This is a genomic window from Nocardioides sp. R-C-SC26 (assembly GCF_021246465.1).
Classification (GTDB): domain Bacteria; phylum Actinomycetota; class Actinomycetes; order Propionibacteriales; family Nocardioidaceae; genus Nocardioides.
Window position 1 is genome coordinate 1 of the sequence record NZ_JAHRHK010000014.1, and the last position, 14930, is coordinate 14930.

General features: G+C 71.3%; 10 protein-coding genes. 5 read left to right on the plus strand and 5 right to left on the minus strand.

What is annotated here, in order from left to right:
• On the minus strand, nucleotides 1–1547 hold a 1547-nt coding region (locus tag KSO97_RS13100; RefSeq protein WP_232679586.1), incomplete at its 3' end, for an MMPL family transporter.
• Between the two features lie 70 nt (nucleotides 1548–1617).
• On the minus strand, nucleotides 1618–2202 hold the full coding sequence (locus KSO97_RS13105) for a TetR/AcrR family transcriptional regulator (RefSeq protein WP_232679588.1): 585 nt from the start codon (nucleotides 2200–2202) through the stop codon (nucleotides 1618–1620).
• A gap of 147 nt (nucleotides 2203–2349) precedes the next feature.
• Between KSO97_RS13105 and KSO97_RS13110 the strand changes: the two genes are divergently transcribed.
• Entirely contained in the window at nucleotides 2350–5193 is a 2844-nt protein-coding gene (locus KSO97_RS13110; protein ID WP_232679590.1) for an FAD-binding and (Fe-S)-binding domain-containing protein, read from the plus strand.
• Between the two features lie 96 nt (nucleotides 5194–5289).
• Nucleotides 5290–7542 carry a SpoIIE family protein phosphatase gene (locus tag KSO97_RS18360; protein ID WP_232679593.1) on the plus strand — a complete coding sequence of 751 codons (2253 nt, stop codon included), beginning with the start codon at nucleotides 5290–5292 and terminating at the stop codon, nucleotides 7540–7542.
• Between the two features lie 28 nt (nucleotides 7543–7570).
• On the opposite strand, the gene KSO97_RS13120 is transcribed toward KSO97_RS18360, so the two are convergent.
• Nucleotides 7571–9022, minus strand: a complete 1452-nt coding sequence (locus KSO97_RS13120; protein WP_232679595.1) for an MFS transporter — start codon at nucleotides 9020–9022, stop codon at nucleotides 7571–7573.
• Between the two features lie 132 nt (nucleotides 9023–9154).
• Here KSO97_RS13120 and KSO97_RS13125 point away from each other — a divergent pair, with 132 nt between their 5' ends.
• Entirely contained in the window at nucleotides 9155–9586 is a 432-nt protein-coding gene (locus KSO97_RS13125) for a MarR family winged helix-turn-helix transcriptional regulator (protein ID WP_232679596.1), read from the plus strand.
• Between the two features lie 136 nt (nucleotides 9587–9722).
• On the opposite strand, the gene KSO97_RS13130 is transcribed toward KSO97_RS13125, so the two are convergent.
• Both KSO97_RS13130 and KSO97_RS18365 read right to left on the minus strand, forming a co-directional pair.
• On the minus strand, nucleotides 9723–10634 hold the full coding sequence (locus KSO97_RS13130) for an oxygenase MpaB family protein (RefSeq protein WP_232679598.1): 912 nt from the start codon (nucleotides 10632–10634) through the stop codon (nucleotides 9723–9725).
• A gap of 40 nt (nucleotides 10635–10674) precedes the next feature.
• Nucleotides 10675–12297: a metallophosphoesterase gene (locus KSO97_RS18365; RefSeq protein WP_232679600.1), complete on the minus strand. Its 1623-nt coding sequence runs from the start codon at nucleotides 12295–12297 to the stop codon at nucleotides 10675–10677.
• A gap of 136 nt (nucleotides 12298–12433) precedes the next feature.
• On the opposite strand from KSO97_RS18365, the gene KSO97_RS13140 reads away from it, so the two are divergent.
• Nucleotides 12434–13681, plus strand: a complete 1248-nt coding sequence (locus KSO97_RS13140) for an NADH:flavin oxidoreductase (protein WP_232679602.1) — start codon at nucleotides 12434–12436, stop codon at nucleotides 13679–13681.
• Between the two features lie 81 nt (nucleotides 13682–13762).
• The gene (locus KSO97_RS13145) at nucleotides 13763–14875 is read left to right on the plus strand and encodes a diacylglycerol kinase (RefSeq protein ID WP_232679604.1); all 1113 of its coding nucleotides are present in this window, start codon (nucleotides 13763–13765) and stop codon (nucleotides 14873–14875) included.
• Nucleotides 14876–14930 lie beyond the last annotated feature (55 nt).

A 14930-nucleotide genomic window follows, 5' to 3' on the forward strand; every position in this document is an offset into this window, starting at 1 on the left:
TGGCTCAGCCCACCGGCCGGAACCGCGTCGGGGTCGCTGGGGTCGGCGTTGGTCGCGACCACCTGGGCGTCCGCGACGCCGTCCTGGTCGCTCGCCCAGGTGGCGACGTCGCCGAACGCGGCGCCGGCGTCATCGGCACCCCTGGCGTCGACGACCACGATCAGCGGCGCCTCGCGGCCGGGGCCGAACTCGTCGGCGACGATGTCGGAGGCCTTGCGCTGGGTCGTGTCCGGTGCGGAGGTGGAGTCGGTCGGGAAGGCCAGGTGCAGCCCGCTCAGCGGGATCGCGAGCGCACCGAGGGCGACCGTCGCGACCAGCGCCGCGGCCGCGGGGCGGCGCCCGATCAGCCGCGCCCAGCGGACGCCGTTGTTGAGGATCGTCCCGTCGGCCTCGCGGGTCGGTCGGTAGCGGCGGATCTGGGCGCCGAAGGCCCTGGACTTGAGCATGCCCAGGAGTGCGGGAAGCAGCGTGAGCGCGACCAGGACGGCGATCAGCACGGTCGCGGCGGCGGCCAGGCCCATCGCGGTGAGGAAGGGGATGCCGACCACCGAGAGCGCCGAGAGTGCGATGAGGACGGTGAGTCCGGCGAAGACCACGGCAGATCCCGAGGTGCCGACGGCGAGCCCGACGGCCTCCTCGCGATCGTCGGTCCGGTCCAGCTCCGCTCGATACCGGGCCAGGATGAACAGCGTGTAGTCGATGCCGACGGCCAGGCCGATCATCGAGGCGAGCGTGGTCGTGCTGGAGTTCAGGTCCATGAAGGCGGTCATCGCGACGACGCCCGCGAGGCCGACGCCGACGCCGATGAGGGCGTTGAAGATGGGCAGCCCGGCGGCGATCATCGAGCCGAAGGTCAGCAGCAGCACGATGAGCGCCACGCCGATCCCGATCAGCTCGGCGGTGCCGCCGAGGGTCTGAACGCGAGAGCCCGAACCGTTCGCCTCGACGGTCAGGCCGGACTCGCGGGCGGTGTCGAGCACCTCGTCGAGCGCGTCGACCGTGTCGCCCTCGACCTTGGTCGGGCTGTCGACGTCGAGGTTGAAGGAGATGATGCCCGAGCGGTTGTCCTCGGTCAGGGGAGCAGTGGCGTAGTAGTTCGCCAGTGCCGTCTCCATCGGCGTCCCGGCGCTCTGCTGGGCCTCCAGGGCCGCCTCGGCCTGGGCCTTCGCGAGGTCGACGGGGTTGCCGAGCTGCGGGTTCGTGGTCGCAGGGTCCGCAGCCACCTGCGGCAGGCTCGCCAGCTCCTCCACGAGCGCGTCGACGGCCTTCCGGTACTTCGGCTGGGTCAGCGTGCTGCCCTCCGGGGCCTGAACGACCACGTTGACGGTCGCCTGGTCGAAGGCGTCGGCGGAGCCGGGGAACAGGTCCTGCTGCAGGTCCGCCGCCTTCTCCGACGGGATGCCCGGGATGCTGAAGGAGTCGTCGAACGGCTTGCTGAACTGGGCGGCTGCGCCGACCACGATGACCAGCAGTGCCAGCCAGGCGCCGATGAAGAGCGGCCAGCGTCGGAAGGCGGTCTTGCCGAGTCGGTAGAGCAGGGTGGCCATCGGAGGTCTCCTGTCGGGTGGTGCCGTGAGGTCGTCGGTCGGGGTGGCGCCGTGAGGTGCGGGGTGGGGTCTACGTGCCGAAGAGGGAACGCGCGGTCGCGAGCGCCTCGTCGAAGTGGTGCAGGAGCCGGCGCTCGCGCGAGTCCTCGAGGAACTCGTCGATCGAGGAGTCGAAGACAGCGGCGAGCACGTTCACCGCGATGCGGGCCCGACGCGCTCCGAAGGCAGCCCCTTCGCGCTCGACGATGTGCTCGACGATGTCGGCGCTGAGAGCCTGGTAACGCAGGTGCACCGCCGTCATCAGCCGTTCGTTGGCGAGCAGGATGCGCCGGTGGCGGGCGATCATCGTGCGCTCGAGCGTGGGGTCGTCGAGCAGCGGTGCGATGAGAGTGCGGAGGTCGGCGAGGAGGTCGCCGTCGGGGCCGCCCGAGCGGAACTCGTCGACGTCGTCGTCGTCGAGTGTCGGCCAGATGCCGAGGATGGCATCCACCTTGCTCGGGAAGTAGTTGAACAGGGTGCGCCGGGAGACGCCGCAGGCGGCACTCAGGTCATCCATCGTGAAGCCGTCCAGGCCGCGCGCATCGGTGAGCTCTTGAGCGCAGAGCATGATGCTCGCGCCGGTGCGGAGCCTCCGCTCGTTTGCACTCTGGGCCATGAAGTGCACTCTTGCACTTTCGAGCCTCTAGTGCACATTGGCGGAGGTGTGATGCTGGACTCACGGGGGCAGCGGCCACGAGGGTGAGACGTCGTCGAGGGTGACGGGCCTGTCAGTCGTCTCCCGCGCGGTCTCTACGATTGGTCCGTGACCGAGGCCATGGCGATCCGCGCAGATGAGCGCGGTGGCGACGTGCTGTCCGCCCTCGCCCGCGCCGGCCTGGAGGTACGGTCCGACGCGGCCACCCGTGGGATGTACGCCTCCGATGCCTCGCTCTACCGCATCCCGCCGATGGCCGTCGTGCGTCCGCGGCACGTCGACGACGTCGCGCTCGCGCTCGCGGTCGCGCGCGAGACCGGAGTGCCCGTCACCTCCCGAGGCGCAGGAACCTCGGTCGCGGGCAACGCCGTGGGTCGCGGCATCGTGCTCGACTTCTCCCGCCATCTCAACCGGGTGCTCTCGCTCGATCCCGAGGCGCGTATCGCCGTCGTCGAGCCCGGCGCCGTGCACGCGGTGCTGCAGAAGGCGGCGATGGCACACGGCGTCCGGTTCGGTCCGGATCCCTCGACGCACCCGCGCTGCACGATCGGCGGGATGATCGGGAACAACGCCTGCGGTTCCCGCAGCCTGGCCTACGGCCGCACCAGCGACAACGTCGCCGGCCTGCGCCTGCTCACGGCCGCGGGAGACGAGCTGGTCACCGGCTACGACTCCGCCGGTGCCGCGACCCATGCCGGGGCGGTCGGTGTGGTCGACGGCGTCCGCGCGGCGATGGCGACGGGCCTGGCCACGGCGCGCACCGAGTTCGATCGGTTCGGTCGCCAGGTCTCCGGCTACGCCGTGCACCACCTGCTCCCCGAGCGTTTCGACCTCACCCAGGCGCTCGTCGGCTCCGAGGGGACCCTCGGCGTCATCACCGAGGCCACGGTGCGGCTCGTCGTCGATGCCCCGCTGAGGGTCGTGGTGGTGCTCGGCTTCGACGACATCGTCGCGGCCGGCGACGCCTCGCCCGCCGTCGTCGCGCATGGTCCGACGTCGTGCGAAGGGCTGGACTCCCGCCTTCTCGACGTGCTCCGTGCGCGACGTGGAGCCGACGCCGTCCCGCCGCTGCCGCGTGGTCGAGCCTGGCTCTTCGTCGAGATGACGGGCGAGGACCGCGACGAGTTGCTCGAGCGCGCCCGGCGGCTCGCCGACGACGGGCTCGGGGTCGACGCGCTCGTCGTGGAGGACCCGGCCACGCAGGCGCGGCTCTGGCGCATTCGCGAGGATGGTGCGGGGCTCGCCGGGCGTGCGCCGTCAGACCGACCGGCCTGGCCCGGCTGGGAGGACGCCGCCGTGCCCCCCGCGATGCTCGGGGCGTACCTGGCCCGCTTCGACGAACTCGTCGCCGGCTACGGCCTGACCTCCGCTCCCTTCGGCCACTTCGGTGACGGCTGCATGCACGTGCGCCTCGACCTCCCCCTCGATCGGCCCGATGGCGCGCAGGTGCTGCGTGCGTTCCTCACCGACGCCGCGCGGCTGGTGGGGGAGTTCGGCGGCTCGCTCTCCGGCGAGCACGGCGACGGCCGCGCCCGTAGCGAGTTGCTGCCGCATATGTACTCCGCCGAGGCGATCGCACTCTTCGGGGCCGTCAAGCACGCCTTCGACCCCGACAACCTGCTCAACCCAGGGGTGCTGGTCGACCCCGACCCGATCGACGCCGAGGTCCGCGTGATCGGCGTCCCGCCGGTGCGTCGTGGCCGCCAGGGCCTCGACCTGGCCTTCGTCTACCCCCACGACGACGGCGACCTCGCTCAGGCCGTGCACCGCTGCACCGGCGTCGGCAAGTGCCGCGCCGACAACACGGCGTCCGGTGGCGTGATGTGCCCCTCCTACCTCGCCACCCGGGAGGAGAAGGACTCCACGCGCGGCCGTGCCCGCGTGCTCCAGGAGGTCGTGCGCGGCGAGCTGGACTGGCGCGCCCCCGAGGTGCACGACGCGCTGGATCTCTGCCTCTCCTGCAAGGGCTGCGCCTCCGACTGCCCGACCGGCATCGACATGGCGACCTACAAGGCCGAGGTGCTGCACCAGAGCTACCGCGGGCGTCTGCGTCCGCGCTCCCACTACAGCCTGGGCCGGCTGCCGTTGTGGGCACGTCTGGCCGGGTGGACACCCGGTCTGGCCAACCTGATGATGCGGCTGCCGCTGGTCGGCCGGCTGATGCTCTGGGTCGCGGGCGTCGACGGTCGGCGTTCGGTCCCGGCGTTCGCGCGCCGCTCGTTCCGTCGCACCTTCGTCGGCTCGGACTCCACCGGCACCCCGGTCATCCTCTTCGCCGACTCCTTCTCCAACTCCTTCGACCCCGAGGTCGCCGCGGCGACGGTGCGTGTGCTGGAAGCGGCCGGATACGCCCCGCGGCTACCGGAGACCCAGCTCTGCTGCGGGCTGACCTGGATCTCCACCGGCCAGCTCGACGCCGCGCGCCGGATCCTCGGGTCGACGGTGCGCAGCCTGGCGCCGGCAGCCCGTGACGGCGTGCTCATCGTGGGCATCGAGCCGTCGTGCACCGCGGTGCTGCGCCACGATGCCCTCGAGCTCGTCGGCGACGACGACGCACGGGTGGTCGCCGACGCCACCCGCACGCTGGCCGAGCTCCTGGCGCAGACGCCGGGCTGGCAGCCACCCGACCTCACGGGCACCACCGTCGTCGCGCAGCCGCACTGCCACCATCACGCGGTACTCGGCTGGAGCGCGGACCGCGCCCTGCTGGCCGACACCGGTGCCGACGTCCGCACGCTGGCCGGTTGCTGTGGCCTGGCGGGCAACTTCGGCGTCGAGATCGGTCACTACGACGTCTCGGTCGCGGTGGCCGAGCAGAACCTGCTGCCCGCCCTGGACGCCGCGCCCGAGGCCGTCGTCCTGGCCGACGGCTTCTCCTGCCGCACCCAGGTCAGCGATCTGCGTGAGCGCCCCTCGCTGCACCTGGCGCAGCTGCTCGACCCGGCGAGGTGATTCGGGGCGGCTCGGAAGGCACGTCGTGACCCGAACGTGCTCGGGCGAGGACGGTTCGGGTTACGGTTCGAGCCTCTCCCTATGAAATGAGTCGTCGTGACTGCCACCACGCCGCCACCGGCGGCGCACACTCCCGCCTACGACGTCGCCACTCTCGCGACCTGCGACGCGGAGCCGATCCACGTACCCGGAGCCATCCAGCCCCACGGCGTCCTGATCGCCCTCGACCCCGAGCTGCGGGCGGTGATGTGCTCGGCGAATCTGGGCGACCGGGTCGGCGTGCCTGCTCAGCAGGCTCTGGGCGTCCCGCTCGACGACCTGGTCGGGTGCGAGGTGGCTGCGTCGGTCCGTGAGCGCGTGAAGTCGGGGCTGCCGGAGACCTCGCTCGAGCTCGTGCTGCCCACCGAGCTCGCCGGAGACCTCGCCGGAGCCCTGGTCGACGTCCGCCTGCACCACTCCGGCGACCGGCTGGTGGTGGAACTGGAGCCGATCGACGTGGGCGGCGAAGGGGTGGGCAGCTACCGGCTCGTCCACGAGGCGGTGGCCCGTCTGGCCGGGCAACCCACCCTCGCGAGCCTGACCGACCAGCTCGCCCACGAGGTGCAGCGGCTCTCCGGTTTCGACCGGGTGATGGTCTACCGCTTCGACGAGGAGTGGAACGGCGAGGTCGTCGCCGAGGTCCGACGTCCGGATCTCAACCCGTTCCTCGGCCTGCACTACCCGGCGACCGACATCCCCGCGCAGGCGCGCCGGCTCTACGAGCTCAACCCGATCCGCCTGATCGTCGACATCGAGTATCGCCCGGTGCCTCTGGAGCCGGTCTTCGACGCCGAGACCGGTGAGGCGCTGGACCTCTCGTTCGCCGCGTTGCGCAGCGTCTCGCCGATCCACGTCGAGTACCTCTCGCACATGGGCGTCACGGCGTCGATGTCGGTCTCGCTGCTGATCGACGACACGCTCTGGGGCCTGGTCGCGTGCCATCACTACTCGGGCCCGCATCGGCCGATGCCCGAGGCGCGCGCGGCGGCCGAGCTGGTGAGCCAGACGGCGTCGCACCTGATCTCCCACCGCGAGCGCGCAGAGGCGCGCGAGCTCGCCGTGGCGAGCCGCTCGATGCTCGCCGAGATGACGGCCCGGATGTCGGCCAACGTGGTCTCGCCGATCGAGGCGTTGGTCAACGACCCCCTGGCCCTCGACCTGGTGGGCGCGAGCGGTCTCGCCCTGAACTTCGACGGCACCGTCTACGTGCGCGGCGCCGTGCCGCCGCGGTACCTGCTCGAGCGGATCGCCGAGCTCACCCACGACCCCGAGCACTACGCCGTCCAGCATCCGGAGATCAGCGCCCTCGACGCCGACCTCGCCGAGTTCGCTCCCGTGGCAGCCGGCGTCCTGCGCCTCGGGTCGACGCCGGGCCGCTGGCTGATGTGGTTCCGCCCCGAGCACCGCGAGATCGTCGACTGGGGTGGCGATCCGAGCAACAAGCGACTGGCGGCAGAGGAGCCGGCCCACGTGCGGCTGAGCCCTCGACGCTCGTTCGAGCGGTGGCGTGAGGTCACCCGGGGTCGTGCGGTGCCGTTCACGGCCTGGGAGCTCGAGGTCGCCGACTCGCTGGGCCGGCACACCAACTCACTGCTGTCGCTCCGGTCACGCGAGCAGATCGCGATGGCGGAGTCGATGCAGCGCAGCGTCGTCCTCGATCGCGCCCCGGAGTTCGCCGACGCCACGGTCGTGGCGCGCTATCGCCCGGCGTCGGACTACCAGCTCGGTGGGGACTGGTGGGATGCCTTCGAACTGCCCGGCGGACGCATCGCCCTCGTGGTCGGCGACGTCGCCGGCCACGGCGTCGCGGCGGCCTCGGCGATGACTCAGCTGCGCACGGCACTGCGCGCCTATCTCTTCGAGGGCCACGACGCCGCCGAGTGCCTGGACCGGCTGGACCGGCTCGCCGAGGGCCTGCTCGGCCTCGGCGTCGCGACGGCGCTCGTGGGTCTCCTCGAGCCGTCGACCGGACGACTGGAGCTGGCCTCGGCGGGGCATCCCGTGCCGCTCATGGTGCGCGCCGGGCGCGCCGAGCCGATCGACGTCGAGCGTCGGCCGCTGCTCGGCGTCGGGATGGGTCACGCACCGCGCACCTCGGTCGTGCTTCCGCCCGATGCGCTGTTCGTCGCCTACACCGACGGACTGGTCGAGCGACGCGGTGTCGACATCGGCGAGCGCACCGAGCAGCTCCTCGCACTGGCCTCGGGCTGGCGGTCGGGGGAGTCCGCCGAGCTGTGGGCCGACCGCGTCCTGGCGGCGTTCGACAGCCCCGAGGACGACACGACCCTGATCGCCGTCCGCCGCGGCTGAGAGCCCGGGTCGGACCACTCGGCCGGGGTCAGGAGGCCACGGTCGCGCGCCGGTCCGCGTCCGCCGTCACCTGGGCGTCGCTGACGGGCGCCAGCACGCGCGTGTGCACGTGCGGCACGAAGGCGGTGATCGCGACGCCCACGAACGCGGCGACGGCACCGATCAGGAAGCAGAGCTGATAGCCGCTCTCCGACGGCAGGCCCGTGCTGGACGTCGTGCTGGCCAGCACCGTGGTCATCACGGCCGCGGCCGAGGTGGTGCCGATCGAGCGCATCAGGGCGTTGATGCCCACCGCCGAGCCGGCCTCGGCGAGCGGCACCGACGCCATGATCAGCGTCGGCATGGCGGCGTAGCCGATCCCGACGCCGGCCGAGGCGATGCTGGATGCGATCAGGAGCTGCCACGGCGCCTCCATCAAGAAGAACGCCAGCAGGTAGCCGGCGCCGAGCACCGCGGCACCGAGCATCAGCGTCGTCTTGGGCCCGACGACGCGCAGCAGGCGGCTGGAGACGGGCGAGAAGGCCATCATCACCAGGCCACCCGGCGCCATCCAGAGGCCCGCCGCGAGCAGGGTCTGGCCGAGCCCGAAACCCGTGGAGGTCGGCAGCTGCAGCAACTGGGGGATCACGATCGACTGGGCCATCATCCCGAAGCCGATCGCGATCGCGGCGATGTTGGTCAGCAGCACCGGACGACGTGCGCTGACGCGGAGATCGACGAGCGGAGCGCGCTGGTGGAGCTCGAACCGCCCCCACGCGAGGAGCACGACGATGCCCCCGGCGCCCAGCCCGAGGGTGCGGGCGCTGGTCCAGCCCCACTCGTGTCCCTTGGAGATCGACACCAGCGCGCCGACCAGACCGAGTGCGAGCAGGACCCCACCGGCGACGTCGACCCGTCCGCCCTGGGCGTCGTTGCGGTGCGGCACGACCAGGTGCACGGCGGCGGCGACGACGAGCGCGAGTGCGGTCGCCATCCAGAACAGCGCGTGCCAGTCGAAGGACTGGACGATCCACGCGGAGAGCGGGAGCGCGATCGCCCCGCCGACGCCCAGCGTCGCGCTCATCGCGGCGATGCCGGTGGCGGTCAGATGCGGGGGCGTGATCTCACGCATCAGGGCGATGCCGACGGGGATGAACCCCATCGCCAGGCCCTGGAGTGCGCGGCCGGCAAGCATGGGGGCCAAGGCATCGGAGAGTGCGCAGGTCAGCGAGCCGAGGGCGAGGAGAGCGGCGCTGGCCAGGAGCACCCGCTGCTTGTCGAAGATGTCGCCGAACTTTCCGCTGATCGGCATCGCGACCGCAGCCGCGAGCAGCGTGATCGTCACCACCCATCCCGCATTCGTGGCGCTGGTGTCCAGCAGCTCGGGGAGGCGGCCCTGGATCGGGATGACGAGAGTCTGGGTCAGCGCGACGGTCATGCCGCCGAAGCACAACGTCACGACCGAGAGCAGGGCACGCGACGGTGCAGCAGGAGACGACACGTTTATGTACGATACATACATATCCGCGATCTGGAATGATCCGTGAGGCAGGTCACGACGGCTGGGCACGGCCGTCGTCCTGGTCCGCGACCGCTCTCCCCGACTGCTCCCGATCCGAGGACGGCCACCACCATGGATGACGACTACGCCGACGTGACCGCGTTGGGACATCAGCTCCTGCGGCTTCAACGTCGTCGCACGGTGGCCTTCGCGGGATCGACGCTGGAGATCTCCGCGTTCCGGATCCTGTGGGTGCTCTCGGACGGCGAGCCGCGCACGTTGCGGCAGATCGGCACCGATCTGGACCTCGAGCAGTCGACGGTCAACCGTCAGGTCAACGCCGCCATCGCCGCCGGCTACCTCGAGCGCTTCGACGTCCCCGGCCAGGCCAGCAAGATGGTGCGCCCGACCGAGCGCGGACGTGAGCTCTACGACAACGACGGCCGGGTCCGGGCGGCTCGCTACCAGCAGGCGATCGACACCGTCGGCGTCGATCGCGCCCGGCGTCTCATCGACGACCTCCGGGCCTTCAACGACGCCTTCGACGCCGCCTTGGAGGAGTGAGCCCCGACGGTGGTCGAGCCTGTCGAGACCCCGGCCACCGGTGGTCGAGTCTGTCGAGACCCCGGCCACCGGTGGTCGAGCTTGTCGAGACCCTCGCCGGGTTTCGAGACGGTCCTCGTTCCTCGGGACGGGCTCCTCAACCACCGGCGGGGTGCGCGGCCGAGCCGGAGGAGACCGGACAGCCCGGGGCGAAGGTGCCCAGCCGAGCCAAGTCCGGGCGGTGGTCCGCGTCGTAGCCGCGGATGCGCGGTGACTCCAGGCTCAGGAAGGGACGCCGCCGGGTCGGGAAGTAGCGCAGCAGGCGGGCCCGGGCGCGCAGCGCCCCCTCGGACGCCGAGCGCCAGGCGGGGCCGGGGTCGTGGTAGCCGAAGGCTTCGAGCAACGGCACGTCCATGAGTGCCAGGCTGAACCGTCGCACGAGCGGCGCGGCCGCTGCCGGATAGAACGACGCCAGCGGGGCCAGGGTCGCGTCGGCGACGCGGCGGGCGCCGGCGTCGAAGCCGAAGTGTTCACGCTCGTAGTCGTCCATCAGCGTGGCGAACCCGTCGTAGGTCTGCGGCATGTCCTTGATCGCCATCCGGCGGCCGAGCTCGCGGTAGTGGAGCACCGAGGCGCGCACCTCGGCCGGGCTGAGCGGGCGCCAGCCGAAGTCGTCGATCCAGCGCTTGGGCACGACCACGAAGGTGGCGAGCACGTAGAGCATGTCCTCGTTGCTGATCGCGTAGCGGGCGTGCATCTGATTGATCCGCCGCACGGCGACTCGTCCTTCGGTGGAGTCGAAACCGTGCACGAGCGGGGCCTCGAGCAGGAGCGCTGTGTCGTCGTAGCGTTTCTGGCACGCGCGGGTGAATTCACCGGTCTCGTCGAGGAGCCGACCGATCGACGGCACGGCGTAGGTACGGAAGAGCGCGAAGCTCAGCGACTGGTTGAAGTCCCACGGGAACTCGTGCAGCGCGAGGATCCGATAGATCTCCGCGTGGTCGACCTCCGGATCGAGCAGAGCGATCCGGTTCTGCCAGTACCGCTTGGGCCCGTACGTCCTCGCCATGGCGACACACTAGGCCGCACGTCGATGCGGGGCGTCGAGTTCAGCCGCGCGGCTGGAGGATCCCGCTGGGCGCGACCAGGCGTCCGTTCTGCAGGATCGCGGTGCCGATGGTGAACGGCGTCCCGACCATCCGCAACTGCGCCGGCATGCCCTCGCGCCGGGTCTCCCAGAGTCGCGGCCCTACGTCGCTGTGGCGGATGTCGTAGTCGCGCAGGGTCAGGTAGGCGGCAGGACCGTAGAAGTCGATGACGAGCGCGGTGGTGAGCCCGAACTGGAAGATGCCGCCGTGTGAGATCTGGACGACGCCGTCGCGCTCGACGGCGGTGGTGTCGTGCACCTCGCCCGCCAGGTACAGGTCGACGTCGTAGCGGCGCAGCAGCTTCCACAGCCGCGACGACGTACCGCCCGGGTAGTGCAGTCGACTGGACCCGCGGGAGGCCACCGGCCAGATGATCGGTGTGTGCCCCTGCACGAGGATCCACTCGACGCGGTCGCGCTTGGCGCGAGCCAGGACGCCGCGCAGCCACTCGAACTGCTGGGGGTCCAGGCCGATCCTCATGCCGCGCGGGGAGGGGGAGAAGACGTCGAGGGAGACGACCTGCACGTCGGGTGTGGGCCGTCCGGCGTAGGCGGTCGTGGCGGCGGGGCCCTCGGGATGATCGGCGAAGACCGGACGGCCCTCGGCGTCGCGGGTGAAGGTTCGCGCGTACTCGCTCTTGAAGGCTCCGGCGAGAGCGAGCTTCTTGCGAGACCACGGATTGTCTCCGTACTCGTGGTCGCCAGGGGCGGGCACTGGGAAGAGTCCGCGCTCGGTGAAGCGCGCCTTCCACTGCGGGTAGTAGGTACGAGCCGCGCGGCGCAGTGCCCGGCGAGCCTGCGGGATGGTCTCGACCGGCCCGAAGTTGCCGGTGTCGTGGTCGTCGTAGCCCCAGCGGCCGTCGACCAGGTCGCCCGCGACCAGGACGGCGAGCGGGCGCAGCGAGGCCCAGTCGTCCAGCACCTTCGCCAACGTGCGTTCGTAGGCGGCATTGGTCGAGTTGGTCGAGCGCCGGGGCGTCCACGACGACGGGCCCTCGCGCAGGTCGCCGACGTCCCCGTTGAGGAAGTCCGGGCTCGAGACGAGGCGGGTGTCGGGCCGCAGGGCGCGCCCGAGGGCGATGGTGCGGGCGGGCAGCGACGAGGTCGATGTCCGACCGTCGCGGACGACGGTCGCGGTGCCGGTGAGCCGGTCGCCGGTCTCGCCGATCGCGAGCGCGTCGATGGTCACGACGCGGGCGTCGGGCCGCGGCTGGCACTGGAGAGTGGCGGCGCCCACGATGTCGGAGCGTCGTCGAGTGACGGTGCTGGGCAGGCATGCCTGCGGGATCGCGGTCACCTGGGCGTGCTGCAGCCGGACGACGAGCTGCTCGGTGCCGGCGGCGATGTCGACCCGGGCGCGCACCGGGTCGAGCGAGTTCACCAGCGGGCGGCCGTCGGTCCACGAGGCATCGCCCGGCGCGGCAGCGGCAGCCGCGGTGATCGCGAGGCTCGCGCCCTGGGCCTCGCGGGTGTCGCCCGCGCGGTCGGCGTCCGCGCTGTCCGGGCTGGCGCAGGCTCCCAGTGCGAGGGCGGATGCCGTCGCCGCCGCGGAGAGCAGGCGCAGACGAGCGCGGTCGGGGAGCACGCCTCAGCGTAGCGAGCCAGGTCGCCGAGCTGGCCCGCACGGTGGTCGTGGCGCCCGGGAGCCACCGAGGGCCCGCACCACGCCGCCCATCTCACGCCGGTCGACCCTGTGAAGTAGAACACGTTACATTTTGGCCATGAGTGAGGCCGCTGTCCCGTCGTCGACGCCCGCATCCGCCGATCCCGGCGGCGCAGCCGCGCCCGACGTCTTCGCGCCGGCGATGCTGGGGCCGGTCACGCTGCGCAACCGGACGGTCAAGGCCGCGACCTTCGAGGGCCGCACGCCCCACGGCCAGGTCACCGACGAGCTGATCGACTACCACCTCGCCGTGGCCGAGGGCGGCATCGGTCTGACGACGGTCGCCTACCTCACCGTGGCGCCCGAGGGGCGGACCCACCGCGAGCAGATCGTCGTCGGACCCGACACCGAGGCGGGGCTGGCGCGGATGACCGAGGCCATCCACGCCACCGGTGCCTCGATCGCAGCCCAGGTGGGGCACGCGGGTCCGGTCGCCAACGGACGCTCGAACGGGGTGAAGGCCCTGGCTGCTTCGCGGATGCCGAGCCCCCTCTCGATGCAGATGATCCGCTCCGCCTCCGAGGCCGACCTGACACGGATCACCGGCGCCTACGTCGCGGCGGCGCGCACGCTCGTGCGCGCGGGGTTCGACGTCCTCGAGCTGCACATGGCGCACAGCTACCTGATCTCCTCGTTCCTCGCACCCGGGCTCAACAAACGCAAGGATCGCTGGGGTGGTCCGCTGGAGAACCGGGCGCGGCTCGCGCGTCAGGTCGCCAAGGCCGTGCGCGAAGAGGTCGGAGACGCAGCAGCGGTCACCGCGAAGGTCTCGCTGGGTGACGGCTTCCGTGGCGGGGTGACCACCGAGTCGGGGCTGGAGTTCGCCCAGCTGCTCGAGGCCGACGGGCATCTGGATGCTCTCCAGATGTCGGGCGGCTCGTCGCTGATGAACCCGATGTACCTGTTCCGCGGAGGCGCCCCGGTGGCCGAGTTCGCCGCCTCGATGCCTGCCGCCGTCCGGTGGGGCATGAAGACGCCGATCGGCCGCTCGTTCATGAAGGAGTACCCCTTCGAGGAGGCCTACTTCTGGGACAAGGCCGTCCGGTTCCGCGAGGGCCTGACGATGCCGCTCATGCTGCTCGGCGGCATCAACCGCCTCGACACCATGCAGCGAGCGATGGCGGGCGGGTTCGATTTCGTCGCCATGGGCCGCGCCGTGCTGCGCGAGCCCGACCTGGTGAACCGGCTCGCGCGCAGCGAGGCCGTCTCCGGTGTCTGCATCCACTGCAACCGCTGCATGCCGACGATCTACTCGGGCACGCGCTGCCCGCTGATCCCGGAGCCGGCGGCGAGGGCGACCGTCTGAGGTGGGCGGCGGACCGGTGTTTTCGTAGAAAGGTCTATGAAACATCTGGTCGAGAAATAGAACCTGTTCTATTCTCACGCCATGTCCCAGGTCATTCCCGAGAAGCCCCTGCGCGCCGTCGTCTGGTCGACCGGCACGATCGGCCGGCACGCCATCGCCGGTATCGACGCCCACCCCGACCTCGAGCTGGTCGGGGTCTGGGTGAGTAGCGCGGCCAAGCACGGGAAGGATGCCGGGGAGCTTGCCGAGCTCGGGCGCGAGCTCGGCATCCGCGCGACCAGCGACCGTGACGAGCTGATCGCCCTGGCTCCCGACGTCATCGTGCACACCGCGATGGCCGACGACCGCGTCTTCGAGTGCATCGAGGACCTCATCTCGTTCGTCGAGGCCGGCATCAACGTCACCTCCTCGGGGCCGGTGCTGCTGCAGTGGCCCGAGCAGATCCTGCCGCCCGAATTCATCGCCCGCATCGAGGACGCCTGTGCTCGCGGCAACGCCAGCATGCACATCAACGGCATCGACCCGGGGTTCGCCAACGACCTCCTGCCGCTGGTCATGACGAGCCTCTCCCAGCGCATCGACGAGGTGCGCGTGATGGAGATCTGCGACTACTCCACCTACTACCAGCCGGTCGTGATGGGCGACATCTTCGGTTTCGGCAAGCCCATGGACGAGCCCGGCATGATGTGGGCGCCCGGCATCCTCTCGATGGCGTGGGGCAGCGTCGTGCGCCAGATCGCGGCAGGCTTGGGCGTCACTCTCGACGAGCCGCTCACCGAGGAGGTCGAGCGCCGGCCGGCCACGCGCGACACCGCCAGCGTCTCCGGAGACATCGCCGCCGGCACGATGGGGGCCTTCCGGTTCCAGCTCATCGGCAAGGTCGACGGCGTGCCGAGGGTGGTCTGCGAGCACATCACCCGCACCGACGCCGCCGACCACGACGACTGGGAGCAGCCGCCTGCCGGCACCGACGGTTGCTACCGGGTCAGGATCACCGGCGAGCCGATGATGCAGGTCGACTTCACCCACCACGGCGAGCACGGCGACCACAACGTCAGCGGCATGATCACCACCGCCCAGCGGATCGTGAACGCCGCTCCCGCCGTCGTCGCTGCCAGGCCCGGCATCGTGCGCGCGATCGACCTGCCGTTGGTGACCGGACGAGGGCTGGTCACGCCCGCGAAGCGGGTGTGACCGATGGTGGTCGAGCAGCGACCACGGCCGACGCGGGATGCCGTGACAGAGCCTG

Coding starts and splice junctions, on each gene's coding strand:
- KSO97_RS13105 (WP_232679588.1), bottom strand. CDS start 2,202: ATGGCCCAGAGTGCAAACGAGCGGAGGCTCCGCACCGGCGCGAGCATC.
- KSO97_RS13125 (WP_232679596.1), top strand. CDS start 9,155: ATGGATGACGACTACGCCGACGTGACCGCGTTGGGACATCAGCTCCTG.
- KSO97_RS13130 (WP_232679598.1), bottom strand. CDS start 10,634: ATGGCGAGGACGTACGGGCCCAAGCGGTACTGGCAGAACCGGATCGCT.
- KSO97_RS13140 (WP_232679602.1), top strand. CDS start 12,434: ATGAGTGAGGCCGCTGTCCCGTCGTCGACGCCCGCATCCGCCGATCCC.
- KSO97_RS13145 (WP_232679604.1), top strand. CDS start 13,763: ATGTCCCAGGTCATTCCCGAGAAGCCCCTGCGCGCCGTCGTCTGGTCG.